The 26,334-nt window shown below is 53.6% G+C and carries 28 protein-coding genes; 10 read left to right on the top strand and 18 right to left on the bottom strand.

From position 1 onward, the window contains the following. The 3 genes from PUV54_RS09595 to pdxH form a co-directional block, all read right to left on the bottom strand. Entirely contained in the window at positions 1-1,701 is a 1,701-nt protein-coding gene (locus tag PUV54_RS09595) for an amidohydrolase family protein (RefSeq protein ID WP_274492008.1), read from the bottom strand. Positions 1,702-1,801: 100 nt separating this feature from the next. After that, on the bottom strand, positions 1,802-2,320 hold the full coding sequence (locus tag PUV54_RS09590; protein ID WP_274492007.1) for a tellurite resistance TerB family protein: 519 nt from the start codon (positions 2,318-2,320) through the stop codon (positions 1,802-1,804). Between the two features lie 59 nt (positions 2,321-2,379). Next, positions 2,380-3,033, bottom strand: coding sequence for a pyridoxamine 5'-phosphate oxidase (pdxH, locus tag PUV54_RS09585; RefSeq protein ID WP_274492006.1), 654 nt, complete (start codon positions 3,031-3,033; stop codon positions 2,380-2,382). 104 nt (positions 3,034-3,137) lie between these two features. On the opposite strand from pdxH, the gene aroC reads away from it, so the two are divergent. After that, entirely contained in the window at positions 3,138-4,256 is a 1,119-nt protein-coding gene (gene aroC, locus PUV54_RS09580) for a chorismate synthase (RefSeq protein ID WP_274492005.1), read from the top strand. On the opposite strand, the gene PUV54_RS09575 is transcribed toward aroC, so the two are convergent. From PUV54_RS09575 to dxs, 5 genes are all read right to left on the bottom strand, one after another. Continuing rightward, positions 4,240-5,313, bottom strand: a complete 1,074-nt coding sequence (locus PUV54_RS09575) for a class I SAM-dependent methyltransferase (RefSeq protein ID WP_274492004.1) — start codon at positions 5,311-5,313, stop codon at positions 4,240-4,242. The genes aroC and PUV54_RS09575 overlap by 17 nt on opposite strands. An 88-nt stretch (positions 5,314-5,401) precedes the next feature. Then, positions 5,402-6,127, bottom strand: a complete 726-nt coding sequence (locus tag PUV54_RS09570) for a TlyA family RNA methyltransferase (protein WP_274492003.1) — start codon at positions 6,125-6,127, stop codon at positions 5,402-5,404. A 117-nt stretch (positions 6,128-6,244) separates the two neighbouring features. Beyond that, positions 6,245-7,384, bottom strand: coding sequence for a hypothetical protein (locus PUV54_RS09565; protein ID WP_274492002.1), 1,140 nt, complete (start codon positions 7,382-7,384; stop codon positions 6,245-6,247). Between the two features lie 40 nt (positions 7,385-7,424). Continuing rightward, the gene (locus PUV54_RS09560; protein WP_274492001.1) at positions 7,425-8,147 is read right to left on the bottom strand and encodes a helix-turn-helix domain-containing protein; all 723 of its coding nucleotides are present in this window, start codon (positions 8,145-8,147) and stop codon (positions 7,425-7,427) included. Between the two features lie 2 nt (positions 8,148-8,149). After that, positions 8,150-10,063, bottom strand: a complete 1,914-nt coding sequence (gene dxs, locus PUV54_RS09555; protein ID WP_274492000.1) for a 1-deoxy-D-xylulose-5-phosphate synthase — start codon at positions 10,061-10,063, stop codon at positions 8,150-8,152. A gap of 222 nt (positions 10,064-10,285) precedes the next feature. Between dxs and PUV54_RS09550 the strand changes: the two genes are divergently transcribed. Next, positions 10,286-11,410 (top strand): energy transducer TonB, encoded by a 1,125-nt coding sequence (locus PUV54_RS09550; RefSeq protein WP_274491999.1) that lies wholly within the window; start codon positions 10,286-10,288, stop codon positions 11,408-11,410. Between the two features lie 63 nt (positions 11,411-11,473). On the opposite strand, the gene PUV54_RS09545 is transcribed toward PUV54_RS09550, so the two are convergent. The 4 genes from PUV54_RS09545 to PUV54_RS09530 all read right to left on the bottom strand — a co-directional run bounded on the left by PUV54_RS09545 (position 11,474) and on the right by PUV54_RS09530 (position 15,968). Further along, positions 11,474-12,679: a serine hydrolase domain-containing protein gene (locus PUV54_RS09545; protein ID WP_274491998.1), complete on the bottom strand. Its 1,206-nt coding sequence runs from the start codon at positions 12,677-12,679 to the stop codon at positions 11,474-11,476. Between the two features lie 149 nt (positions 12,680-12,828). Next, positions 12,829-13,086 (bottom strand): exodeoxyribonuclease VII small subunit, encoded by a 258-nt coding sequence (locus PUV54_RS09540; protein ID WP_274491997.1) that lies wholly within the window; start codon positions 13,084-13,086, stop codon positions 12,829-12,831. Positions 13,087-13,139: 53 nt separating this feature from the next. Continuing rightward, positions 13,140-14,492, bottom strand: a complete 1,353-nt coding sequence (locus tag PUV54_RS09535; RefSeq protein ID WP_274491996.1) for an amidohydrolase family protein — start codon at positions 14,490-14,492, stop codon at positions 13,140-13,142. A 9-nt stretch (positions 14,493-14,501) separates the two neighbouring features. Beyond that, positions 14,502-15,968, bottom strand: a complete 1,467-nt coding sequence (locus PUV54_RS09530; protein WP_274491995.1) for an alpha/beta hydrolase — start codon at positions 15,966-15,968, stop codon at positions 14,502-14,504. A gap of 149 nt (positions 15,969-16,117) precedes the next feature. Here PUV54_RS09530 and PUV54_RS09525 point away from each other — a divergent pair, with 149 nt between their 5' ends. Then, complete coding sequence (locus PUV54_RS09525; RefSeq protein ID WP_274491994.1) at positions 16,118-17,812, top strand: sensor histidine kinase; 1,695 nt, start codon at positions 16,118-16,120, stop codon at positions 17,810-17,812. Further along, positions 17,797-18,525: a LytR/AlgR family response regulator transcription factor gene (locus tag PUV54_RS09520; RefSeq protein ID WP_274491993.1), complete on the top strand. Its 729-nt coding sequence runs from the start codon at positions 17,797-17,799 to the stop codon at positions 18,523-18,525. The genes PUV54_RS09525 and PUV54_RS09520 overlap by 16 nt, the downstream gene beginning before the upstream one ends. A 1-nt stretch (position 18,526) precedes the next feature. Here the strand turns inward: PUV54_RS09520 and PUV54_RS09515 are convergent, their stop codons facing one another. Then, on the bottom strand, positions 18,527-19,141 hold the full coding sequence (locus tag PUV54_RS09515) for a histidine phosphatase family protein (protein WP_274491992.1): 615 nt from the start codon (positions 19,139-19,141) through the stop codon (positions 18,527-18,529). Between the two features lie 41 nt (positions 19,142-19,182). After that, positions 19,183-20,112, bottom strand: coding sequence for a histone deacetylase family protein (locus PUV54_RS09510; RefSeq protein ID WP_274491991.1), 930 nt, complete (start codon positions 20,110-20,112; stop codon positions 19,183-19,185). Positions 20,113-20,220: 108 nt separating this feature from the next. On the opposite strand from PUV54_RS09510, the gene PUV54_RS09505 reads away from it, so the two are divergent. The 6 genes from PUV54_RS09505 to PUV54_RS09480 all read left to right on the top strand — a co-directional run bounded on the left by PUV54_RS09505 (position 20,221) and on the right by PUV54_RS09480 (position 23,210). Beyond that, entirely contained in the window at positions 20,221-20,970 is a 750-nt protein-coding gene (locus tag PUV54_RS09505; protein WP_274491990.1) for a hypothetical protein, read from the top strand. Positions 20,971-21,086: 116 nt separating this feature from the next. Continuing rightward, the gene (locus PUV54_RS09500; protein ID WP_274491989.1) at positions 21,087-21,428 is read left to right on the top strand and encodes an ArsR/SmtB family transcription factor; all 342 of its coding nucleotides are present in this window, start codon (positions 21,087-21,089) and stop codon (positions 21,426-21,428) included. Further along, positions 21,428-21,898, top strand: a complete 471-nt coding sequence (locus tag PUV54_RS09495; RefSeq protein WP_274491988.1) for an SRPBCC family protein — start codon at positions 21,428-21,430, stop codon at positions 21,896-21,898. Before PUV54_RS09500 ends, PUV54_RS09495 begins: the two co-directional genes overlap by 1 nt. 3 nt (positions 21,899-21,901) lie before the next feature. Further along, positions 21,902-22,252: a YciI family protein gene (locus tag PUV54_RS09490; RefSeq protein WP_274491987.1), complete on the top strand. Its 351-nt coding sequence runs from the start codon at positions 21,902-21,904 to the stop codon at positions 22,250-22,252. Between the two features lie 26 nt (positions 22,253-22,278). Continuing rightward, positions 22,279-22,917, top strand: a complete 639-nt coding sequence (locus PUV54_RS09485; protein ID WP_274491986.1) for a glutathione S-transferase family protein — start codon at positions 22,279-22,281, stop codon at positions 22,915-22,917. A gap of 65 nt (positions 22,918-22,982) precedes the next feature. After that, positions 22,983-23,210 carry a hypothetical protein gene (locus tag PUV54_RS09480; RefSeq protein ID WP_274491985.1) on the top strand — a complete coding sequence of 76 codons (228 nt, stop codon included), beginning with the start codon at positions 22,983-22,985 and terminating at the stop codon, positions 23,208-23,210. 2 nt (positions 23,211-23,212) lie between these two features. On the opposite strand, the gene PUV54_RS09475 is transcribed toward PUV54_RS09480, so the two are convergent. From PUV54_RS09475 to PUV54_RS09460, 4 genes are all read right to left on the bottom strand, one after another. Next, complete coding sequence (locus PUV54_RS09475; protein WP_274491984.1) at positions 23,213-24,049, bottom strand: MOSC domain-containing protein; 837 nt, start codon at positions 24,047-24,049, stop codon at positions 23,213-23,215. A 3-nt stretch (positions 24,050-24,052) separates the two neighbouring features. Further along, entirely contained in the window at positions 24,053-24,937 is an 885-nt protein-coding gene (locus PUV54_RS09470) for an SDR family oxidoreductase (RefSeq protein WP_274491983.1), read from the bottom strand. A 64-nt stretch (positions 24,938-25,001) separates the two neighbouring features. Next, positions 25,002-25,226: a hypothetical protein gene (locus tag PUV54_RS09465; protein WP_274491982.1), complete on the bottom strand. Its 225-nt coding sequence runs from the start codon at positions 25,224-25,226 to the stop codon at positions 25,002-25,004. 123 nt (positions 25,227-25,349) lie between these two features. Continuing rightward, positions 25,350-26,309 carry a metallophosphoesterase gene (locus PUV54_RS09460; protein WP_274491981.1) on the bottom strand — a complete coding sequence of 320 codons (960 nt, stop codon included), beginning with the start codon at positions 26,307-26,309 and terminating at the stop codon, positions 25,350-25,352. Positions 26,310-26,334: the final 25 nt, after the last annotated feature.

Raw genomic sequence — 26,334 nt, 5'->3', positions numbered from 1 at the left:
TTACTCAAAACGGAACCAGGAAAACCCGAAATCAGAATCGGTTTTCATCGCATGGATGCGTTCCGCATCGTTCGGGCGACCTACATATTCATACATTGACGCTGCATAATCGAGATAATGGTCGCGATAGACAAAGCCATTGTCTTTGAGCACGGCGAGGCGGGTCATATAATCATCAAAGTCCGAAGCCGTTACGGGCCCGGCTGTGGAAATTCGAGCTTCCGAACGAGCGATCGCATCTTTCAGTTGCGCTAGAATTTGATCTCTCTCTGCGGCGTCAATCCAGATGCCTCGCATTGCTACAGCTTCGATCTCTTGCAGATTTTCAATATTTTCAAGTGGGTTTTGCTCCAGCAGCACAAAGTCGGCTGCGGCGCCCGGTGCAATAACGCCGAACTCTCCATCCTGTCGCATCGCGACCGCGGCGTTCGTCGTAGCGGTTTCAAGCGCCTCAAACGGCGTCATGCCGAGCTCCTGAAAAATTCTCAATTCCTCATGAAGAACGAACCCGGGAACCAACAATTCATAGGAACCGGAATCCGTGCCGGCCAGAAATTTTGCGTCATCAAGCGTACGCAACTCCGTGAAAATTTGCCGCGACATCGGATAAATATTTTGCCGCAGAACAGTGACTTGATCGACATCCTGCGCGGCATGATTTTTCCAGCGTTGCAACATGGCGGGCGGCACGTATTGCATCATCTCTTCATTAGCCAACACACGTGTCGCGTCGTCACCGCGTAGGTGGTTTAGATAGGTAGTGAAGGTGGGCGTATTCCACACTTCGGCGCCATCTGTTGCGGCTACATAATCTTCATCACTGATCGTCAACGCACTGTCGACAATGTATCCTTTGAAATGCTCAAAGGTCCGCATCCCCGAGCTGACGGCTGTTTCCACACGAACAGGTACAGGAATGTGGCCAACTGCATCCATTCCCTGCGCATGCGCCTCTTCTACAATTGCTAAAAACAATTCTGCTGAAAGGGAATTATGCGTCTTGATGAAATCATATCCCAAAGCGGCTTGTTCTCTTACCGCGTCGCGCGCTTCTTCCACAGTATCTATCTTGCGCGCGTAACCGCCAAAATCGCTGCCGTTCAAGATTGTTCCTGAAACAAACATACGCGGCGCAAACAATAAATTTTCTGCCGCCGCATCGCGCATTTTCAAGAGGAACGGAAAACCGTCGAGATCGCGCACAGTTGTCACGCCCATGACAACATTCAAAATGTGTTGGCTATGCGACTCGAGGTTATGCACATGCATGTCAGTAAGGCCTGGCGCCAGCCAGCGTCCGCCGCCGTCAATTACTTCGGCGCCGTCAGGGACCACAACATCAGCACTAGGACCGATTGCTAAAATTTTTCCATCGGACACCACCACCGCGTGGTTCAATAATGGCGTATCGTCCTGCATCGTGATGACGTTGACGTTTTCAACCACATAATCAGACGGCTGGTGGTGGGATGACAGATCGGCCACGAGTTCCTGAATCTCAAGCTCTTCCATCAAACTGTACCAGCCACTTCGCTGCGACTCTGACCAGTCTACGCTCAAGTCAATCTGAGGTTCCGGCATCTCTTGAACAACGGCGCCGTTACTTGGCTGCGATACTCTCTCGCATCCCATTGCAAGCACGAGGGCGGCGACGACCGGCATTGGCGTCACTAACAATTTCAGACACGCGGATTTTTCCATCAAATACTCACATCAGGTCGGCTGGTTATCGACTGCATCTTAATATATCGATTAGTAATAATTTACAACAGTCGCCTGAGAAACCCGAAGACTCGCCACCTTACACTGGCAACAACACCCTTCTCGCTTCAGCAATCAAGCGCCGTTGCATATCGCTTGGCTCGCCCTCAATTTCCGCTGTCTGTTCAAGCAGATCAACAAGCTGACCTTTTTCAGCCTCGGTACACACCTCGGTAACAGGACGCAGAATTTTGCGTACGTTGTTCCCGGCATCATTGATCTCGCCCACCGCCATACGGCCAAAAGCATAAAGCCCCTCGGCGGTTTCCTCATCAGCCTGAAATATGTCGCGCATATCGGCGACAATTTTTTTGTACTGACGATCAGTAACATGCCCGTCATAGGCGGCCATTTGATAAAGCAGCACCGCCGCCGCTTCGCGCGGGTCGGAAAGGTTTTCAATGAGACGTTTATCGACGCGGCGGTTCCATTTACCTCTGCGGATGACGCCCTTCACCTCGCCTACGGCTTCGCGGCCTTCGTTCGCCGCACGCATGAAATAGGTGAATGCCCAGAACGCCGCCGCCAGCGCGCCCAAAATGGCGAGGATAATGTGCATATGTCAGCCCTCTCAACCGCCAAGACCAGCTTATTCGAAGCCGGTTGAAAGGTCTATTCTTAAGGATAAAGCTTTTGCTTCACCCAGTCATTGTTTTCACTCACATATTGCAGGCGATCATGCAGGCGATATGGCCGGTTCACCCAGAACTCAATTTCAACAGGTTTTAGTCTGTAGCCGGACCAGTGCTTCGGGCGAGAAACATCGCTATCATAGTCCTTGTCTAGTGCAGCTATTGCAGCTTCGAGCTTCGCCCTGTCGTCAAGCGGTCGAGACTGGGCCGAGGCATGGGCGCCAAGCTGGGCGCCGCGGGCGCGCGATGCAAAATATTCGTCCGCCTCTTCATCGCTTACAGGCGCAATATCCCCGCGAAAACGCACCTGCCGGCGAATGGTTTTCCAGTGAAAACAAACCGCCGCTTTCGGGTTCGCGGCAAGCTGGCGCCCTTTCGCGCTCTCGACATTCGTATAGAATGTCAGGCCACAGGCGTCGAAATCTTTTAACAAGACCATGCGGACATCCGGCATGCCGGCCTCATCGACAGTCGCGAGCGCCATGGTGTTGGGATCGTTCGGCTCCGTCTTGCCGGCCAGCGCCAGCCATTCGGCAAACAACGCAAACGGATCACCGATGGAAAATACATCCCCCTGATCGTCATCAACAGCATACGCCTCGGCGTTTGGACTTGGCGGAATGAGGTTTTCACTCTTCATGAATATACTCCAGCGGGGCTGAATGAGGCCCGTTAACCCTTCCTGCGGCGATTGGAGGCATGATAGCCCTCGCGATTGGAATGATGCTGATATAGAAAAAGCGCATGTCTTTAAACACCTTCGGCAGGATCTTTCGGTTTACCACATGGGGTGAAAGCCATGGGCTCGCCCTTGGCGTGGTGATTGACGGTTGTCCGCCCGGGATCGTAGTGCGGCCGGAGGATATTCAGGCGGCTCTCGACAAGCGCAAACCCGGCGGGTCGAAATTCGTCACCCAGCGCAAAGAGCCCGATACGGTAAAAATCCTTTCCGGCGTGTTCGAGGATGACCGCACCGACGGTCCGCGCACGACTGGCGCACCCATCAGCCTGATGATCGAGAATGTCGATCAGCGTTCCAAGGACTATGCGGATATTCGCGACAAATACCGCCCCGGCCACGCAGACTTCACCTATGACGCCAAATACGGGCTTCGTGATTATCGCGGCGGTGGCAGGTCATCCGCACGCGAAACCGCAGCACGTGTCGCCGCTGGCGTCATCGCGGAAAAAGCCCTGGCTGAAGTGCTGGACGATCCGGTGTGGATTCGCGCCTGCCTCGTGCAGATGGGGCCTTACAAAATCGACCGCGAAAATTTCGACTGGACGGAAATTGACAAAAATCCATTCTGGTGTCCGGACCCGGTCGCTGCGAAACTGTGGGAAGAAAAGCTGGATGAGGCGCGCAAGGCAGGTTCATCCATGGGCGCCGTTATAGAAGTTGTCGCCTCGGGCGTCCCCGCTGGTTTCGGCGCGCCGGTTTACGGCAAGCTCGACGCCGATCTTGCGAGCGCAATGATGTCAATCAACGCCGCCAAGGCTGTCGAGATTGGCGCAGGCATGGATGCGGCGGCGCTGAGCGGCGAAGAAAATGCCGATGAAATTCGTATGCGGAACGGGCGCCCTCATTTTCTCTCGAACAAGGCGGGAGGCATCCTCGGCGGCATCTCCTCGGGACAGGACATTGTCGTCAGGTTCGCCGTTAAGCCGACCTCGTCAATATTGACGCCGCGCAAAACGATTACGGCTTCCGGCGAAGAAACTGAGATACAAACTAAAGGCCGACATGATCCATGCGTCGGCATACGCGGCGTGCCTGTGGGCGCGGCGATGATGGCGCTGGTTCTTGCGGATCACGCTCTCACGCACCGCGCGCAGTGCGGCAGCGTTACACCGGCTTTTTGAAGCCAGTCACTTTTGTCAAAAAGGCGAGCGTTTCGTCTTGCTTGTCCAAACCCGCATCGGCAAAAAGCGATTGCAAGTCTTCCCGGCAATAGCTGTCATAATAAGGCTCATGAAAACCGCGTGGAAAATTTTCCAACAGAATATCAAGGCCAGGCTCATCGCCATATTGAATAGTATCCACCTGAACCAAAATCCCGCCAGGCTTTAGAACGCGCGCGATTTCAGCAGCGACGCGTTTTCTGACAGCAGGGGGCAATTCATGGAATAAATAAACCGCTGTGACGATATCGCATGATGCATCGGGCAAGCCGGTCGCTTCAGCATTTTCCTGAACAAAAGCTATATCCTTCCACCGGCCCAAGTTCGCGCGCGCTTTGCCTATATAGGCCGGCGACAGATCAAGAGCGGTGACATTCAGTTGTGGCCAGTTGTCTTTCACTTCACCTAAAAACCGTCCCGTACCGCAGCCAAGATCCAGCAAGTGCGCTGTACTGGCGTCTTTTCCTTCAAGCGCTTTTTTTATGAATGGAAGCGCCTGCCGACGCATGGGACCAGCAGCTCCAGTGAACAACGTCTCAACCTGCATATCATAGCGGTCGGCAGAGCTTTCGCTCATCCATCCATCTGTCTGGTAATGAAAATTCTGCAGATAGTAACGCGGAAATTTTTCCTTATACGCGAGCGAGTAAACCTCTGAATGGCCTTTGGCGGCTTTTCGCCGAGCGACCTTATCGGCATCGCTTAGATAATCCCGGCTTTGTTTCCAGAGTTTTGCAAAAGACGGCCGCTGGCGCAGATCCACAGGCATTTTATATTGGCCCGTCTCGATGTTTTTCCAATCTCGCTGAAAAAGCTCGCGAAATGCATTCTTCAACCGCTCCCGGTCGAGCGGCGCAAACTCTTCCGCATAAGGCGCGGCGCCCGGTTCCGTCAGCGGCCCCATCTTGCGGCGGCCGTAAGCGTAATGTCCGGTGAACCAGAGAATGCGCGCGGCTTGAGTCGCTCCATAAGCCCCACGCTTTGCGCCATTGGCGATGACAGTGCTTAACGGCGCCATGGCGAGCCCTTTCTTGACAGTCCGTACTTTCGATATGGCAGCATACCGGAGCGTTTCAATGGCGTAACTGTGACAAGACGCGGCCCTCTCACTGCCGGTTTACGGCGCTGACGAGAAATTCCGCGTTTCCGTCACCACCCTTGATCGGACTGTCAATCACGCCGGTCACTATCCAGTCTTGCCGGGCGATCCATTCAACAATGTTGCGCGCAGCAGGCTCAGCTAATCCATCTTTCACTAAGCCACCCTTGCCGATGCCGCTCGGGCCGACTTCAAATTGAGGCTTGATCAAAGCCACAAGCTTCGCCTGCGGCGCGGCAAGCGCCAACGCCGGCGGCAACGCTTTCTTGAGTGAGATAAAACTGACGTCGCAGACGATCAGATCAACCGGATCGGTAATGAACGAAGACGACAAGTCTTTGGCGTGGGTGCGTTCCAGATTTATCACTCGCGTATCGCTCGAAATGTGTTCATGGAGCTGTCCGGTTCCCACATCCACGGCATAGACTTTTTCAGCGGCGTTTCTGAGAAGCACATCCGTAAAACCGCCCGTAGACGCGCCTAGGTCAAGACAAACCTTGCCAGCGGGGTCAACGTCAAACGCACACAACGCGGCTTCGAGTTTCACGCCGCCGCGCGACACGAATGGATGCGTCGCACCAGTTAAAACAACTTCATCAGCTTCGCCTACTTTGTGCGCTGGTTTCGTTGCAGGTACGCCATTCACGTGAACCAGGCCCGCTGCAATCGATTCCTGCGCACGCGTCCGGCTTAGAGACAGCCGGTGTTGAACAAGATATTGATCAAGACGCATAAAGCGAAATGATCATTTTCGTCTTATGCTTGCAATAGCTTAATTGGCGCTCATAGTTTGTGATTATGGAAATGGATCCGCAATCCACACAATTTCTTGCAAAGGCATATTTTGGAATTATGATCCGCTTTTTGAATTATCAGGCAACCATTTATCGACAGCCGCATCCCCGACAACCTTGCGAGCCCTGCGCTCGACCGCTGCGGGCGAGAGTATTTCGCTGCTTAAGGCCTCGATGAGCCATTCTTCATAAACGCCGCCGGTTTCAGCAAAACCAGTTTCGACCATTGCGTCATACATCGCTGCAGCCAGCAAATGCATGCCGTTGTCCTGCTCTCGCCAATATTCTCCCGGGTCGCGATCAAGACCTAATCGAAGGCTCACGATCATATCGAGAGCTTGCGTAGAATCTTCATCAACCAATCGGCCCAAGCTGGAATAACCCCATGCTGGATCGGCGGTGTCGATAATATTGTTTATAAGCGGATCAACAGCGATACGCGCGCCAGCTTGTCTGAGCGTCGCATTATTTCCGTCGAAAGGCGGGTGAAACATCTCATGCACGGCGACACGCAACGTATCCGCTTCATCCCAGCCGTGATAGGTCGCAAAGCGCTGACCGTGTACACGAATGCCATAAGGGCGATTATAGTGTAGCAACAAGACTTCAATTCGCTTTTCAAGTGAGCGGCCTAAATACCGCTCCTGTTCCGGGATGATATCGTAACCGGCAAGATAATTACGAAATAAAGAAGCGCGCTCTTCTGCTACCGGCTTGACTTCATTTTCCCAGTCCGCTGCAAAACCTGCCTGTCGCAACTCATCATAAACTGTTCGCAGATCACCAAGTTGCCTCAAGCGTTCATCACTCAACTCTCTATTCAAACCCTGAAAAAATGGTTTGGGATCAGCAAGCACAGCGTAAACACCGTCTACGGAAAGATCGGACACCGCCCCTAGCGGAAAGGCGAAGCTTGGACCGGCAAGCCCTTGGCCAGGCGCAGAGAAAGCAACACCAATGCGATCCAGCGCGGCGCCGGCTTCTTCACTTAGCGTGGCTTTGTATTTCGCGATTTCATCTGGATAGTGACTGCTCTGCAATTTGTCGCCAGACATAGCGCCGATGAGCAGCACTGCATCAAGACCCGGTGCGGGTTTAACCGCCCATTCGGTCACCGGTATTCCGGCCTGTGTTTGATAGGGCCCATGCGAACAGGCCGTAACCAGAAAAAAGAAAATGATCGCCAGTCTACGCATGCCGCCCTCAGCTTTATGACACGCGGGTATGATAAATGTGCTAGCCTGTCGACGCTTGAACAAATCTGACATCACGCCGTAACGCGCCAGGCGATACGCCAGTGCGACGTTTAAAGTCGCGCGTCATATGCGCTTGATCAGCATAACCTGACACATGCGCGGCATCAGTCAGCGCCGCTTGGGACAATATCGAGCTTAATGCTCTGCGAAATCTGAGTTCGCCTCTGAACTCCGCCGGCGAAGCGCCGAAAAAGCGTTTAAAAGCTCGCGCCAAATGCCCGTGCGAAATATTCAAGTTTCTGCAAATTTCAGCAATGGTGATTTCTGCATGGCAGCGTAGTAGGTCTGCAGCCTTAACCGCACAGCCGCCAGCATTATTTGCATACCGTTCAACGCCATTTGCATGTTGTAATATAAAAGCAGGTGCATAGTCCGGCGTTTTAAGCGCCACAGACCGAAGAACATCAAATTCTTCCGGCTTCAGCACCTTGTATCCTATCCGCTGCGCCTCACAGAAGGGCAACGGCACATTGAGGACGCACGTATCGGGGCGCGTAAAAATATTTCGATGGCGATGAAATGGGGGATGGATAACGATGTCGCCCGCCTCAACAGCAAACACTCCATCTGCACTCAACTCGAGGTAAGCTCCGTCAGTGACAATGGCTGCATAAGCGGATCGATGTCGGTGGAGCGGGTCTTCGGCGACGTCTTTATGCGTGCTGACTTGCGCATCCGCATGGAAGTCACGCAACATCGCCATCGTTAACCACGCAAATTCACCACGTTCGATTCCATGCCGAGCGCTTCGCGTGCGCGCTCAACAATATGCTCCGCGTTGAGTTGCGCCGTGTCGTACATCTTTGCCGGTGAATCCTGATCCTGGAAAATATCTGGCAAGTGCATGGTGCGGATTTTAACTCCGGTATCAAGCAAGCCTGTCTCGGCCAGGAAATGGAGGACGAACGCGCCGAAGCCGCCGCGCGAGCCTTCTTCGATGGTAATCACCGCCTCATGCTCGCGAACAAGCCGCATGATAAGATCATGATCGAGCGGCTTTGCGAAGCGCGCATCAGCGACCGTTGTCGAGATGCCTTGCGCTTCCAGCGTATCGGCGGCCTTCATTGCTTCCGCGAGCCGTCCACCAAGCGCGAGAAGCGCGACTTTCGTGCCTTCGCGCATAATTCGGCCCTTGCCGATGTCGAGGATCTTGCCGTTTTCCGGTAGATCAACGCCGACGCCCTCGCCTCGCGGATAACGAAAAGCGATTGGCCCTTCATCATATTCGTTAGCCGTCGCTGTCATATGAACGAGTTCGGCTTCATCACCTGCCGCCATGATAACCATGTTAGGCAAGCAGCCGAGATAGGCGAGATCGAATGCGCCGGCATGAGTTTGCCCGTCTGCGCCAACGAGACCAGCACGATCCATAGGGAAGCGCACAGGCAAGTTCTGGATCGCAACATCGTGCACAACAGAGTCATAGGCGCGCTGCAAGAAGGTTGAATAAATCGCTGCGAACGGACGCATGCCGTCTGCGGCCATGCCTGCAGCGAACGTCACCGCATGCTGTTCCGCGATGCCCACATCGTAACAGCGGTCAGGATAAACATCCGCAAACATGTCTAGCGAGGTGCCCGAAGGCATAGCCGCCGTAATGCCGATGATCCTGTCATCCGTTTCGGCGAGCTTGATCAGGGATTTTGCAAACACCTTTTGATAGGTTGGCGCGTTTGGTGTTCCCTTTTTCTGTTTGCCCGAAACGACATCGAATTTGGCGACACCGTGATACTTGTCAGCGGATTCTTCCGCAGGCGGATAACCGGCGCCTTTGCGGGTCACCACGTGAACCAGTACTGGGCCCTCTTTCATATCGCGGACGTTTTCGAGCACCGGCACAAGCTGATCGACATTGTGGCCGTCAATCGGACCCACATAGTAAAAGCCGAGTTCTTCGAACAAAGTCCCGCCAGTCACCATGCCGCGACCGTATTCTTCCGCTTTGGCAAGCTGTTTGTAGACAGCTTTCGGCAAACGCTTTGCGAGCTGTTTACCGAAAGAACGGAAGCCCTGATAAACGCCGGATGACGACGCGCGAGCGAGATAGGCGCTCATGGCGCCAACAGGCGGCGCAATTGACATGTCGTTGTCGTTGAGGATCACCACCAGCTTGCTCCCAAGATGGCCGGCGTTATTGAGCCCTTCATAGGCCATGCCGCCTGACATCGAGCCGTCGCCGATAACGGCGATCGCGGTTGCGTCTTTCTTCTGATGACGCGCCGCTTCGGCAAACCCTGTCGCCGCCGATATAGATGTCGCTGCGTGGGCCGCGCCAAAAGGATCGTACTCACTCTCAGAGCGTTTGGTGAAACCGGAAAGACCGCCGCCCTGGCGCAGGGTGCGGATGCGATCGCGACGACCGGTGATAATCTTGTGTGGGTAACACTGGTGTCCCACGTCCCAGACCAGCTTGTCTTCCGGCGTGTTGAACACATAGTGGATGGCCGTCGTCAGCTCGACAACGCCAAGACCAGACCCCAAATGGCCGCCAGTGACCGAGACCGCGTCGATCATTTCCGCGCGCAGTTCATCAGCGAACTGGCGCAACTGGCTTTTCTCAAGCTTGCGCAAGTCAGACGGCAGGTTGACGGTATCTAGCAACGGCGTTTCTACGGCCATGGGGAACCCCTCGTAAAATACGGTTTTTCCACCCTTATCCGGGCGAAGGCCCCGTTCTAGCGCCTCGGCGCGATTTCTCCACCCCTTTCAGTGTAAAATCGCGGCAATCAAGGGTCAATTTGGGGCAGATTGTTGCTTAACGGACGCGGAATAAACGCCCTGCGGTGGACCGGGCCATAGACCCCATGCCAGACTTTCGCACACTCTATTCGGGGCGGGCTCATGAACTTCAAATCCATAGCCAAAATAGTTAGCGGCGCAAGCATCACTATATTGCTGTTTTTCTCGGCCCCGGCATCCGCGCAAACCTATCTCGACGAATACAAGCTTTATCAACAGGCCATTGAGGATGGCGATCCCGAAGCCGCCCTGCGCCACGGGCGCGCGGCCTGGCAAGCGGCGGAAGAAGAACTGGGCGATCATAACCTCACCGGCATTCTCGCCTTCAATTACGGCCAGCAAGCTTTGTATACGGACGCCGAGGCGGCGCTAGAGGCTCTAAGACGTGCAGATGAATTGGCGAAAGCCGGCATCGCCGAGTTGCCTAAAGACGATCTGGCACTGTTCTTGGCTTATGCAGATTTTGAAATAGACGACAGCTCCAGACGAAGGGCCGCTAATCTGCGCAACATTCTAGAAGATATTGAAAATAGCGGCGCGACTACGACTACTGATGTGGCCAAGATGTGGCTGGGGCTCGCCTTGAGCGATGTACAGAACGGCAGATACAACCACGCCAAGAAAAGCGCCCCTAGCGCTGAAGCAGCTGTTGTATCGGTATCGCCTGAGGATTACCGTACGCGTGCGACAACTCTAATTTTGCAAGGAATTCCACTGCTCGTTCCAACGCCGCGTCATCGGCGGGAAATTCAAAATTCTCTTGAATTATTTGAAACCGCGATAGAACTATTTCCACCTCAAAAAAGCATTGATGATTTCGACCAAATACTCGCACAGGCCTTGGCTTGGGAGCATGCGGGACATGCAGCCTATGTGTCTGACGATCATAGAGGGGAAGCGCACCCCGAAGGTTCGTATGAATACACCCTCTTTGAACCTCGAATGAAGTCCGCAGAAGAATGCGGTATCGAGTGGACCAACAGATCGCCGCCCAAATATCCGCCCAAAGCGCTTCAGAGAGGGTACATTGGCGCTATTGTTGTCGGTTACAGCTTAGACGATAACGATAAAGTTCTTGAGCCAAGGATACTCGCGGAAGTTCCACGAGGCGTTTTCGGAGAAATCACGCTTGAGAGCATGAAAGATTGGCGGTTAGAAACGACCGTTCTCGATGACCCTCAATGCCGCAAAAACAGGCTGACGATGTTTTCATTCATTATCCACTAATTCCAGGCAGTAACAGCTGCTCAAAACTCGTTATTTCAGCCTTCCGTTTTCCATCGCCCTCACTTATCTCTGACCCCATACGGCAAGCGCTGCCTTCTCAAACCTTGCACGCATGTCATGATCGTCACGCCAATGCATTTGCGTGAAGGTGATGCCTATGAGATCGAGCGACGGATCAACGAAAAACAAAGTTCCATAACCACCGTTCCAGCCAAACGAGCCAACAGATTTTTTGTCGTCTGGGCGTTCAAGCATAGTTCTTCTGACGCTCAGGCCGTAACCCCATGCATAATCGCCCTGCCACGAATCAGCGACGGATTTTTCCACGTGTGGCCGCGTCATTAGGTTCACCGCCTCCGCTGACAATATCCGTATGCCATCCAACTGGCCGCCACCGAGCAGCATCCGGGCAAAACGAGCATAATCGTGCAAAGTGCTCTTTACGCCGCCTCCGCCAGACGGAAAAGTTTCTGTTTCCGGATCGTAGGGAGACGACATAACTGTGAGCGCACCATTATCATCACGTGTATAGAGCGCTGCAAACCGCATTCGCTTACTATCAGGAACGACAAAATAGGTGTCGTTCATCTTCATCGGGTTGAATAAGTATTGATGAAGAAAGGCATCGAACGACATTCCGCTCGCTGCCGAAATCACCGCCGGCAACACCTCGTAAGCATTGCCATACTGGAACCCTTCACCAGGCTGATGGCGCAAAGGCAGCTTCGCTATACCTTCGGCGAACTGCATATTCGATTCGCTGTCCCAGAGGGCGTCAACCGCTTCGGAGTAGCCAGCTAGACCACCCGTATGCGTCAGCAAATGCGCAATTGTCATTTCCCTGACCACGGGAACACACGCTGAGGAAGCTTTGTCCGCCTTGCTGCTTTGTACGCAACTACGGCTAAAAGACGGAATATATTTGGAAACAGGATCAGCAAGCAAAACTTTTCCCTGATCCACAAGCAGCATCACCGCCGCTGCAGTGAGCGGCTTTGTTAGGGAATCGAGACGAACAATGGTGTCCGTGGTAGCTGCGACGCCTGGCGCGTTCTCGCCAGCAGCATACTCAAACACCACGCCTTCACTGTTCGCCAAGAGACCCAAGGCGAGCCCAACTGAACCGGAAGAAACTGATTCTGAAAGGGCTGATTCGAGCGAAGCGCGCTGCGCATCATCAAGCCTCGGTCCTTGTATAGGAATAGTTGAGCAACCGGACAGCTCAAAAATCGATATGAACAACAAAAGCATGCGCTTCGAGAAGAACATTGGCCACCCCATTTATATCGAATAGTATGTTAACCGTACCCATATTGGCTAAGGCAACGCCGCTTACCGCAAAATAGCCTCTGTTTGCCGTAACTCATTGCTAGACCAAAACACACAGCCCGCTCTCAAGGCAGGGCGGTCTATGACACTCAGTCAAAACTCGCCTTCTCGGCCTTCGGTTTTCCGCCAGTATCGCCATTTGGGCTGACTACGATCTTCTCGATCTTTTCCTGCGCGGATTTCAGCGTCTTTTCGCAATGGGCTTTGAGGGCCGCGCCGCGTTCATAAAGGGCGATGGAGTCCTCAAGCGCGGCCTGCCCGCTTTCGAGTTTCTGAACAATCTCTTCTAGCTCGGCGAGCGCTTTTTCAAAGGACAGGGTGGAAATGTCGTCGGGTTTCTTGGCCATACGCCCTATTTGCGGCGGAACGGCGGAGAACGCAAGGACAAGCGATCGCCACGCTATTCAATCCTCTGACCCTTTTTATACATAATATCGAGGCTTCTGATCGCCGACATATCGATAAGTGGATTGCCATTAAGTGCTACAAAACTCGCCTCAGCACCCGGCGTCAGCTCGCCTATCCGCCTATCCGGAAAGATAGCCTTTGGCGTTGCAACACTTAACGAATAAAGCGCGTCCGACGCCGTCATCAAGCCTTGATCAATAAGAAACAGATACTCATCAATACTATTAAACTCACCACGGTCAGAACCAATGAGAATCGTGACGCCTGAGTCCTTCAAGACTTCCATATTGTGACGTGCTGCCGCTTGCCAAACGCTGATGAACCGTTGGGCCGTTTCTGCAGCAGCTATAGACGGCGCCTCTGAGCCGTTCAATTGCCTTGCGAACCCATCCGGGTCCGCTAGAATTTCATCCATTCCGCTTAGTGTCGTGACGACGTCGATACCCGACTGCGCCGCGCTTTCGGCATCCTCGCGGGAGATCTGATATCGGGCGGCATCATCAAGCAGTGACAAGAGCCACGGATTATCAAAAGCCATGGTCAGGCTAGGACCCGGCGCAAAACCCGGCATATGGGCAATCTGGTCAACGCCCGCGGATACCGCCACATGAAAATCTTGCGCTGACATCACGTGGGCCGATACGCGCAAGCCGCTCGAATGCGCCTTTTCAACAACCGCCGGAACGAGCGCCGGATTTAGTCCCTTGTACCAGCTCGAAACATCAGTGTTTCCCTGCAGAAATTCAAAATCCTCACTGTAAGATAAAAATATTTTCAGAATGTCGCCGTCCATCGCTTCAATAGCCGGCCATTTTTCTTCCAGGTCGCTCAATGAATCGATGTAATGAACCCACTCTCCGTCGATCGCTTCGGGGCTTAAAAAATACTCTCCAATTTGGCTCGGATGTGCATCCGACGCAGTCAGCCCTGCATATGCGTTAGCGATTTCCGGCGCGCCAAAGTCGCTGTGCATCTCTTCTTCGCAAGATTTTTGCGTAACGCGAGCATTCAGAATTTGCGCGTAGAAAATACCGGCTTCAATAAACTGCTCGATACGCCCTGGTTCACATAACACCATGTGATGGTGCGCTTCTGCGAATGGCGGGACAACATAAGCGCCATTCAAATCGACAACATGTAAAGAAGACCCACTGGCTGGCGGCTCGGTAAAAACACCGCTGCCGGCATACATATCCCGTTCAATGAAACGCCCCGCCTCAAACCAAAAGCCGTTAACGAAATGCGTTTGCGCGACGGGTAGTGCGTCCTTTCCGGTAGCCGGCAGAGATTGATCGCACCCAATCAGCACAATCAACGCTGCAAACAAGCATCGCATTGTAGTCATGTCTGGCCTTCAGTTTTGCAGCGGCGCGGTAAAATCCGGCAACGGCAGCACGATGGTCCCCTCACTGACTTGCTCGCCGCTCAGGAATTGAAAAATGCGCTCGCCGATCTCCGGGTCCGACATGAATAAATTATGTCCGGCATTTTCCACATAGATTTGCGTTACATCCGAAAAACCGGCCACCGCTTCTGCCTGACTATCCGGATAGGTGCGTCCATCAAGCATGCCGGTCAGCAAGAGCGTCGGCGTATTGGAATAGGGAAGCGACCTGAACTCTTCACCCAAATCGAGCTCAGGCAACGCATCCTTTATATGCGGCATGGGAAAGTTCAGGAACGAGCCAACAAGGCCTGCCTTCGCCTGCTCGCGCACCAAAGCAAGACGGTCATCAGAAATTCCCGACGCAATATCCATTGCCGTGGACATGGGCGACAATTCCAGCGTGCCGCTGCGCAGGTAACGATAAAGGAGCGCCGCAGCCGGTTCGTACTGTCTGGCATCAACTGCTAAATATAGCGCGAGCACTTGCGCTACGTTGCGGGGGTCTGCGCTTGAAAAGGCTGAAAGCAATTGCATGTCAGCCTTGCCAAACACAAGGGTTATTGGCGCGCCGCCCTCCCCCTCAATCTCCACCACTGCTGGGTCTGCATCTAGTTTCGCATGAACACGGCGCATCATCGCCGCAATGTCGGGGTAAACGGCCTTTGCGGCGGGATCCTGATCAATAGCCGATTGGATGCGGCCATAAAATTCATCGGTTCGCTTGGGAAGTTTGACGGTCTGGTGCAGGCCTTCAGCACCCGTCATAACGATCCGGTCGACCCGCTCATCCATGATTTTGACTGCCGCCATGGCGAGATGCGTGCCGTAACTGATCGACCAGAGGTTTATTTTCTCCGCGCCCAGTGCGGCGCGCAGATCATCAAGGTCCCGCGCGCTTTCCAGCGTATTGTACGCACTGATGTCATTATCATTTGCCGCCCAGAATTCCTTACATTGTCGCGCTGCATGTTGATAAAGCGCGGTGATGGCGTCTTCAAAAAGCGGCTTGTCCAGTGGATACGCCAAATCCGTTTCGCAATCTTGCAGGTGATTTGACAGCCCTGTACCACGCTGATCGAATGCGATGACGTCAGCGACGCCCCGCAGCTTCATAAATAGGGGGAACCGCCTTCCCTGTGCTGTCCCGACACCTGTGCCCCCCGGACCGCCGGCAAGATACACAATAGGCGCGCCTGGATTGGGGTTCGTCGATGGAAATCTCACATAACCGAGCGTAATCATACGCGAATTTGGGTCGGCCCGGTTTTCCGGAACCTCGAAAGTTCCCTTGAACGCTTCAACACGGTCGCCATTGCGCGGTTCGAACAGATAGGGTTCCTCGGCAGCCAGTTGAGGCGGCGGCGCAGCCGTAACGCAGGCTGATATCGCCAAAGACGCCCCCGTAAGCAGCGCGATCCCGGTTTTTTGCAACATAAAAAATCTCCCTTGCCTGCAACCTCATTAGACAAAGCCCGCTCATATTTCAGTCTTAGATCGGCGAACGTCTCTCTCTGACGGCGAACGGCGACATCTGCATCGCAGCAATGATCGTCAAACCGGCAAAATACCGCTAAACATGGATCATGACCTGGCTGCGTGCGTTCATAGTCTCGTTTTTTTGTCTTGTGGGCGTTAGCGAAACGCAGGCGAAAACGTTTCATGTTTTCACGAGCAGCCTCGTTAGTGAAACCGATACTTCTATCTTCGCTGATCCCGGCTTTGACGACTCGAACTGGGAAGAAGTTTCACTGGACCGTTTTGATCCGCAAGGAAAAGTCATGTGGTTTCGCGCTCGGGTGGACGGGCGCGACCTCATGCAATTGAATGAAACGCATCCGCTCGGTCTGTTCCTTTTTGCGCTCGCATCACGGGAGGTCTATTTCAATGGCGAAAAAATCGGCGCCACCGGCAGTCCCGGACCAACGAAAGCCGAAGAAACGGCAGGTGCGGTTGATGCGGTTTACTTTATCCCTGAGCGATTAATCGAACCGGGCGAGAATGTTATCGCTGTAAGGATTTCGAGCCATCACCTACCGTCACGCGTTATGGCCCCGTTTCACGCCATGTTCATCACTGCATATCAGCAACCCAACGCGCTAATAAAGCAAGCATATTTGCCGGCGATCTTCGCCGGCGGCGCTATCGGCCTTGGCGCTTTTTATTTTCTTGGTCTTTTTACGTTGAACAGACGTGACTACGCTTCCCTTTCGCTCAGCATTCTCGCGCTTGCCATTATTGGTCAGCTCAGCGCCGAAGCCTGGCGGGCATTTCATCTCTATGATTATCCATTGCATATGCTGCGTTTATGGCTCGTGCTCGGTTTTGCACTGATCGCTGGCGCCGCTTTGTCTGTTTTTGCCGCACATTTATTTGCACCAAAAAACCTGCGTTTGGTGTTCGGCATCGGTGCTGGGCTCGCATTAGTTTCAGTTTTTTTGCCTGGCTACGACAGCAAAACAGTCTTTGTCATCTTGTCGTTTGCTTTGGCGGCGTTGATTGCATCAGCCATCGGCGCGCGCAGTCAACGAAAGGGCGCCGTAATCACAGGACTTGCTATTGTTTTCTTCTTTGTTGTCTTTCTTGCCGATCCCTGGAACTTCCTTGACGTCAATTACTACCTGATGATGGCGGCGTTGGTCTTTGCGCTCTTCATTCTACAAATCAGAAACCTGACGCATGAACGCATAAAGAAAGAAGAAGCCGCCCTTCAGGCAATTCGCTTGCGTCACGAACTGCTTCGAAAACAAATTCAACCGCACTTCATGATGAACACGCTTACGGCCCTGGCCGAGTGGATCGAGCAAGACCCCAAGACAGGCGTTGCTATGATTGACGCCCTCAGTCAGGAAATGCGGCTGCTCTATGATCATAGCGAAAAAGCACTCATACCTTTGGAAGAAGAATTAGCGTTGTGCCGTCACCACCTGAAAGTGATGTCCTTGCGCGCCGATGCAAACTTCTCTTTGCTTACAAGTGGTCATACGAAAGACCTCACTTGTCCACCGGCAATCATCCTGACGCTGATTGAGAACGCTTTTACCCATAATGAGTATCGTTCGGGCGCGGTTTTTGAGATCCACACTAACCGGGATCAGCATAGGGTATGCGTTCAATGTTTAACGCCCATCGCGGAAACGGCGGCAAGTTGCAGCCATACCGGCGCCGGGCTGGCTTATGTCAAAGCGCGCCTGACCGAGGCCTTCGCTGACCGTTGGGAGATGCATTCGGCGCGCGACGGCGCGCATTGGAAGACGGAAACCTCATGGCAAGACAGCTAATTGACATATTGGTTGTCGAGGATGAGCCGCTCGCCGCTCAGCGTCTGGAACGATTCGCCAAATCCGCTCTTGGCGATCAATTTGGACAATCTGAATTTGCGCGAAACTTGAACGAAGCCATTCCGCTTGCCTCACAACTTTCCGAACACGCTCTGATGTTTTTGGATTTGAACCTGTTTGGCGCAGACGGGTTCGATGTATTCGGCGTCGATGCGCAGTCTCCGGCGAGAACGATTGTCGTTTCCGCCGATCAATCCCGCGCGGTCGAAGCTTTTTCTCATGGCGTTGTCGATTTTGTAGCGAAGCCGTTTACGCAGGAACGGATATTTCAAGCTGTGGAACGCGCTCTCAACGGCCGTAACCCGCTTGCTCCGCCCTTAGAATATCTCGGCGGCATGCAGGGAAAAGCGGGATCAGGCGTATCGTTTGCTGACCTTAACTCCGTTGTTGCGCTACATGGCGCGGATGATTTCGTTGAAATCGAACTTGATGATGGACGCGTACTGCTCAACAGGAAGACGATGCAGGAACTGGACAAGTTGCTCGGCTCAGATTTTTACCGCATCCACAAATCCCACATCGTCAATAGAACATATGTCAAAGAATTCCTCTCTCTTTCAGGAAGCCGCTACCAGCTATTGCTGCAAGACGGCAGAGCCTTGCCGATTGGCCGGTCACGGGTGGAGCAGGTCAGGAAATGGCTGGGGATTTGAATTATTCTGCAGCAGCGGTAGCTTCTAATTTGCGATTTGCCGCTGCCGGTTCGTGAATGCGCCACGACCAGTATTTGTTGCCGCCCTCATTTTCTACACAAGGCCAACCGCGCCGTTTCAGACTCCTGTTGATCATCCAATTGAGATAGCCATGGGCGCATAGAACAATATCGCCATCTTGTGCATAGCTTTCCAGACGGTCAGCAATTTTCCCGACCCGTTTCCAGGTTTCGAGATGATTTTCAACACCGCTCGGCGCATACCCGAAAATCCAGAAGATACGAGAGACCACTCCCCACTGGCCCGGTCGTAGTTTGATGAAATCTGGGAACGGCGGCGGCGGTAACGGCGCTTCAACGAACATCGGATCGGCTGGAACATTACGTTTACCGCCGGTTGCCTTGCGCGCCGTTTCAATGGCGCGTGGCAAGGTCGACGACAACACTGTCTCCGCACTGCTTGCCAGTTCGGTCAAGGGCCCCGGCGGATGCTCATCCGGTGCAAGGCCGCTCGCATCATATCGCGCCCACCAGTCGCCATATTCTCGCGCGGAAACATTCACTTCGCGCGAGAGGTCAGGACGCCCGTGGCGTACGGTAATTATGCGGCCGCTCATGTTCTTTCGGAATGCTCCCAGCAAGACTTATGGCTTGGTTCTCAGGCCTGCATCAAGGTCTTTACGTGGGCCGCGACGGAACGCCCAAGAGCGGCGAGATCATACCCGCCCTCCATCAGCGACACCAGCCGCCCGCCTGATTTGTCCTGGGCGACGGCTGCAATCTCAGCAGTGATCCAGGAAAAGTCTTCTTCAGTCAGTTTAAGCCCGCCAAGCGGGTCTGCAGCATGGGCGTCAAAGCCAGCGGATATAATAATGCAGTCCGGTGAAAAGTCAGAGAGCGCCGGCAGCAATTCTTCGCCCCATGCCTTGCGGAAAGCTTCTCCGTCATCGCCGGTTGCTAGCGGTGCATTGGCGATATTATCGAAGGCGCCGCGATCGCTTTTCCGGCCCGTGCCCGGATATTGCGGCCATTCATGGGACGACGCGTAAAATGCATTCTCGTCATGCCAGAACGCTGCCTCAGTGCCGTTGCCATGATGCACGTCGAAATCAACAACCGCGACTCTTCTTGCGCCGTGCGCTGCGCGCGCATGTTGGGCCGCAATCGCCGCCGCGTTGAAAATGCAAAACCCCATGGCGCGTTCAGGTTCCGCATGATGGCCCGGCGGGCGGGCGGCGATGAATGCATTCGTTGCGTCACCGGCGTAGATCGCATCAATTGCATCGCAGGCGCCGCCGGCAGCCCTTAATGTGGCGTCAAGCGATGACGGGCCCATAAATGTGTCAGCATCGAACTGAACAAGCCCTTCCGACGGAGCGCTCTCTTCAACGGCTTGACGGTAGCGGTCCGGGTGCACGCGATCGATATGCTCTTTCGTCGCCAGCGGAGGCGTGCGCCTGATCAGTTCGGCAAAGTCTTCCGACTGCAGGGACTTCTCCGCCGCCACATATCTGTCAGGCCGTTCGACATGCCCCGGCGGCACTTCATGACGACCGAATACCGGGTGGGAATAGAGGAGCGTTGTCATCTCACCGTGTCTCCAGAGTAGAGTGTCGCAAACTGGGCAAACTGTGTTTGCAGATCAAACCAAAATGTGAAATGCTACATATGTAACATTAAATGGGGGTTCCCTTAGATGCACGTTCGTATCGCCTTTAGTATTTTGATTTCAATCATTTTTACCGCCTGCTCTCCAGCATCTGAAATAACGCTTGAAACGTTGATCGACAGGAATGCAGAAGCCCGCGGCGGCAAGGAAGCAATCGAAAGCATTCGCAATGTGGATATAGAGCTTTTGATTGTGGAGCCGTCTTTCACCGTGACGGGTCATTACAGGGCGACCCGCGAAGGTTTCATGCGCATCGATGTTTTTGCGGAAGGCAACCGCGTATTTACCGAAGCGCTGGGCCCTGATGGCGGTTGGCAAATGTTCAATGATGGTGAAGTCGCGGACCTGTCGCCGGGAGGTGACGCCGCCTTGAAACGCGGCGTCATCGGCAACCTTTACGGTCTGCACGAATTGCCAGGCCTTGGTTACAAGCTTGAGCTTGTCGGATCTGCCGAGCGTAACGGATCGGCCTTTTGGGAAGTTGAAAGAACTGCGCCGGACGGTTTTTCAGAGCATCTATTCTTTGACAAAGACACGTTCCTGCAAGCCAGCAGCGTAGAGACAAGCGCGCTGCATCCTGACCTCGATTCGACGGAGGTCCGCCAAGAGTCGTTCATACTGTCATATGAAGAAATCGATGGCGTGCTATTTAGATCAAAATCCGAGACGCGCAATCTTGAAAACGGCGAGCTGATGCAAACCACGACAGTGACAGCAAGAACGCTCAACGTAGATAACATCGATGCGTCACAATTTTCGAGACCAGCAGCCGAATAATTCACTGGCCTCATTGAAACCGCTGAAAAGTCCCTAAGCTCTTTTACCAGACCCGGTTGACTTTCTTTAGCTGGTCTTTTATTTAACCAAATCATTAATTAACGATTTGGTTAAGTATGGATCATCTCAGCGCCGCTTTTTCCGCCCTCGCCGACCCGACCCGCCGGGCGATTATCGCGCGCCTTGCCGAGAATGAGGCGACAGTAAATGAGATTGCTGAACCATTTGACATCAGCCTTCCCGCCATCTCGCGACATCTGAAAGTGCTCGAAAACGCTGGCCTCATCTCGCGTGGGCGCGATGCCCAATGGCGCCCCTGCAAACTCGAACCGCAGGCGCTGAAAGGCATTGATGACTGGCTCGAATTTTACCGCCACTTCTGGGATCAGCGCTTCGACAAGATGGGCGCCTATCTCGCGCGAATCCAAAAACAGAAAAAGAAGAAGGGAAAATCCTGATGAGCGCACAACTCGCCGACAATGAACTGTTGATAACCCGCACTTTTGACGCGCCAGCCTCGCTCGTCTTTTCCATGTGGTCCGATCCCGAACACTTTAAAAACTGGATGGGCCCTGAGACCTTTGACTGTCCAGTCGTTGAAATGGATTTCCGGGTTGGCGGCGCTTACCGCGCCATGATCCGCTCCGACGAACACGGAGAAAACTGGTTCGGCGGTGTTTACAAAGAAATTGAACGCTACTCGCGTCTCGTCTTCACTTTCATATGGGATAGCGGCGGTCCATCCGACGGCGTTGAAACAACGGTAACAATTCTGTTCCGTGAAACTGGCGGCAAAACCGAGCAGATATTTCATCAAGCAGGCATCCTCAACGCCGACCGGCGCGATTCTCAATTTGGCGGCTGGTCAAGCGCATTTGAGAAGGAGCACGCATATCTCATGCAATTTGTGAAAGTAGAAAAGGAGTAAAAGATGAAACAATTTCTCGCGGTTTATACCGGCACACCGGCATCGTTTGAAAAATGGAAAACCATGGACGAGGCCGAACGCAAAAAGCGTGAAGAAAAAGGAATGAAAGCATGGATGGACTGGGGCGCAACACATGCAAGCGCCACTGTTGTCGAGGGCGGTCCGCTAGGCAAAACCAAACGCGCCAGCACGGATGGTATAACAGATATCAAAAACAACCTTTCGGGCTACATCGTCATTGAAGCGGCATCCCATGACGAAGCAGCAAAGATGTTCGAAAACCATCCACATTTTACGATTTTCCCCGGCGACGCCGTCGAGATCATGGAATGCCTGCCTATCCCTGGCATGTAAACAAAACAAGAAAAGGAGAAACCCAAATGATAACAGTATCCGCTTTTGCTTCCGTACCGGATTTCGCTAAAGGCCAGGTGCGCGACCTGCGCGTACGTTGGGCCTTGGAAGAAGCAGGACTACCCTATAAAACACGCCTTCTTGAACAGGGCGAACAGGACAGTCCTGAGTACCGCGCGCTGCAACCATTCGGACAGGTGCCGATTTTTGAGGAAGACGGCCTAGTCTTGTTCGAAAGCGGCGCGATCGTATTGCATATAGGCGAGCGTTGCGAATACCTGTTGCCCAAATATAAGGACGCGCGGGCAAAAGCCCAGCAATGGCTTGTCGCCGCAGTCAACTCAATTGAGCCGTTCGTTATGAATGTAGCATTGATTGATCTTTTTTATGCTGATCAGGAATGGGCCAAGCTTCGGCGTCCGAGCGCTGTTGAGTTTATGCACAAACGGCTCAGCGCGCTGTCCGGTAACCTCGACTACAAACCTTTTCTGGACGGCGACGCCTTCACCGCCGGCGACCTGATGATGTCGTCGGTTTTACGCATCCTGCCGGAGATCGCTGAGACACATCAAAACCTCTCAGCCTATATTGATCGCTGCACATCGCGACCGGCTTTTAAGCGCGCCATGGATGGTCAGCTCGGCGATTTCAGAGAAGCGGCATAACCGCAGTTGCACCCGTTTGCGGTTTGGGCTCTTCTGTCAGAAAATTCTGCTGCAGGAGAGCCCCGATGCCGCAATTCGACATGATCGTGATCGATCCGGAACGCGCCAAGGATGTAAACATTGAACAGCACACGGCCGGTACGCCCTTACGCGAAGGCGGCGGGGACGAGACTTATCGTTGCGGTTGCTGCAAAACCAAGCTGTTAGTAAGTGTCGCCCATCATGACGCTCATGGCGTTGTCATCAAATGCGGGAAATGCGGCAAGGTGAATACGGAACCTCATCACCATTAGGATTATACTATTGGCCAGGGCTCGGCGCGTCTTTCAAGCACCTCTATCTTGTCACCGACTTTCAATTCCCCGCTCCCGCGTGGCGAACATCGCCAGCCAAAAAGCGCGCCCGTTATCTTGGCGTCGGCGGATTTTCGGATTTTAGCCAGCGTGCGCAGCGGTTCCTTGCCCGCCGATTCCCCAGTCATTTGATCCTTCGTCGTGACCACGCACCGGTCGCACGGAATAATAACGTCAAAGACGTAATCGCCAATTTTGATGACAAGCCAGCTATCATCCGCCCATGCTTCGGCGCCGTCGATGACGATGTTGGGCCGGAATCGCTCCATTCCCACCGCCTCGCCGCCATTGGCTATAATTGAATCGTTCAATGCCTGTAGCGACTCAGTTGTTGCGATGAGGAACGGGTGCATATCGGCAAAGCTGACCGTCGATACTGGCGACCATTTCGCCGTTGTCATCCGTTCCGCTTCTTCATCCATGAAATAAAGCCGGGCCGGACGATCCAACAAAGTTGAAAACCACGACGACGCCTTGTCGCCTGCATCCATCGCATCAACCTCGTCGCGCCACACCTTAATCCGGCGCCGCGATGCTCGTGGTGGAAGGGCAACATCACATTCGGCGCCATTGCAGCTCAGACGAAGACCATCGCTTGTCACTTTAGCTTCAACTTGCGCAAGCACCGGATGATCGCGTTGCGTAAGCGACTGCCCTTCTGCGCTTGTCACAAGCCAGCGGCGGTCATTGACAAGACCGCGCTCATCGAATGCTGCTCGCTCGCAAGCTACTCCGCGCACACCTTTGACCGGGTAATAATGTAGCGAGGAAACTTTCACAGGTCAGCCGCCGAGCATACCTTCCATCAGGGTTTCCGCAACGCCTGGTGGCGGCGTTGATGAATCCGGCACGAAGAAATCCGGCGCCAGTTTTTTGGACGCATCAACACGATACTTTTCGAAGTCCGTAACGCCATTCTCGTAAAGAAACGTATCGTCAATTATAAAGTTGCCGCTGAACTCCTTCGCCGGTTTTGTGAAAATCATATGGGCCGCATCGGAAAGAATATCGACACTGCGTGACGCCTGCATCATGGCGTCGCCGCCCAGCGCAAACTTCACCGCCGCCGTGGCGATCGCCGTGCGCGGCCACAACGCGTTAAACGCGACGCCGGCGTTTTTGAATTCCGCCGCCATGCCAAGAACGCACATAGACATGCCGTATTTCGCCATGGTGTAGGCGGTGTGCCCGGCGAACCATTTCGGGCTCATGTCAAGCGGCGGCGACAACATTAAAACATGCGGATTATCGGATTTTTTAAGATGCGGAATACAAGTCTTGGAGGTCAAAAACGTTCCGCGCGCGTTGATGGAGTGCATCAAATCCCAGCGCTTCATCTCTGTTGCTTCCGTGCCGGTCAACGAAATCGCCGAGGCGTTGTTGACGCAGATATCTATCCCGCCGAATTTTTTGACTGTCTCGTCAACGGCAGCCTGCACCTGCTCCTCATATCGGATGTCGCAGACAAGCGGCAGCGCCTTGCCGCCAGCCGCCTCTATCTCTTCCGCAGCCGTATAAATCGTGCCTGGCAGATGTTTGTGTGGTTCCGCCGATTTTGCCGCGATCGCAACATTAGCGCCGTCTTTTGCAGCCCGTAACGCAATCGCCAGACCAATGCCCCGAGACGCACCCGTGATAAATAGCGTTTTGTTTTTAAGATCAGCCATGAACGCCTCCTTTTGAGCGCACATTGGGGCTTAGCGCTTCGGCGCGCAACCGGAATAGGCAGCGTCAGGCGCCGTCCTCGGACAAACCGCAGCGGCACCCAATGATGAGCCGCGCCTCGTCAAAGGTTCTCACGCGCCTGATTCCTTCCTTGATCCGGCCATCTTCCCCGCATTGCTCACACACGCCGACCGCCACGTGATCATCCATAATCACGCATCCTAACCCATGCGAGTCGATGTGATTTTTGATGCTGAGTAGGTTCGGCGGCAACTGACGGCTTTCAGGCATTCGGTTTCCTTTCCATCAACATGCGCCCCGGGAACGTGGCGGAAGATGAGCCCGAAACCGCTGCAATGCAACAGATGTTAAGCGTTTGTGGAAAATTTTTCTGTATAAAGATTGATTAAAATTTTAATCGTTGAAATTATCGCGTTCGTAGCTGGGGCAACGTGAATAACTGATATTAAGCATGTCGATACGAGGAGGCATGCGAAACCGCATCGGCAGACCGACCATGCCCGTTCCTGGAGTCGTGAATATCAGCACGCCTTTTTCCATACGCAGGCCGGAAGCATTATCGCCGCAAACGCCGGTCATGACGCAGGTCACCATAGGGAGCTGAATCTGTCCGCCATGCGTATGCCCGCCTATCAGCAGGTCGGTCTTTGTTGTGGTGGAAAAGTCCCGAACCGTCGCCGGATTGTGCGTCAGAACGATGCGCGGCTTGTTCAAATCAGGTTCGAGCAAAGTCAAATCTTGCCGCCGTCCCCATTGATCGGAAAGCCCCACCAGCTCAATAGCGAACTGACTGTTTGACAAGATTAGAGCTTCGTTATCGATTAAACGGACGCCGTGAACGGGAAGCGCAGCCTGCAATGGCGCCGTCAAGTCCGGACCTGGCAAGCCAATATCATGATTGCCAAGCACGGCGAACACCGGCGCTGAAAGATCGGCGAACGGCCCAAATGTTTCTTCAAACCATTCCGGAGCGAGAAAATAAATAAAATCGCCGGCAATCACTGTGAAATCCGGTTTCGAAGCCTCGACCGCTTTTACAATTCGCTTGATCGGCATCGCGTTCTTAAACAGACCGTTATGCGTGTCGGAAAACACAGCAACGCGCATAGCTCCGCTGCTCTCAAAACACGTGTCCAGCGCGATATTATGCTCATGCGTCAGCAATATGCGCGGCTCTACAAACCGGCCATAAGCCAACAGCGTAATCACAATCAGAAAAAGAATAGCGCCCCAACGCCATACGCCATCCTTAATGATCGCAAACCAGAAAGCTGTGGGGGCAGCTACAACGTAAAGATAGCTCACGTAAAAAATCGCGAGCTTGATCCATTCAAGCGGGCCGATGTCGGTCATTGCAAATGACCTAGCTCCCTATTCC

It is taken from the genome of Hyphococcus flavus (genome assembly GCF_028748065.1).
GTDB classification, from domain to species: Bacteria; Pseudomonadota; Alphaproteobacteria; order Caulobacterales; family Parvularculaceae; genus Hyphococcus; species Hyphococcus flavus.
Note: the sequence above shows the minus strand (reverse complement) of the source record. Positions and strands in the feature narration are given on the sequence as shown.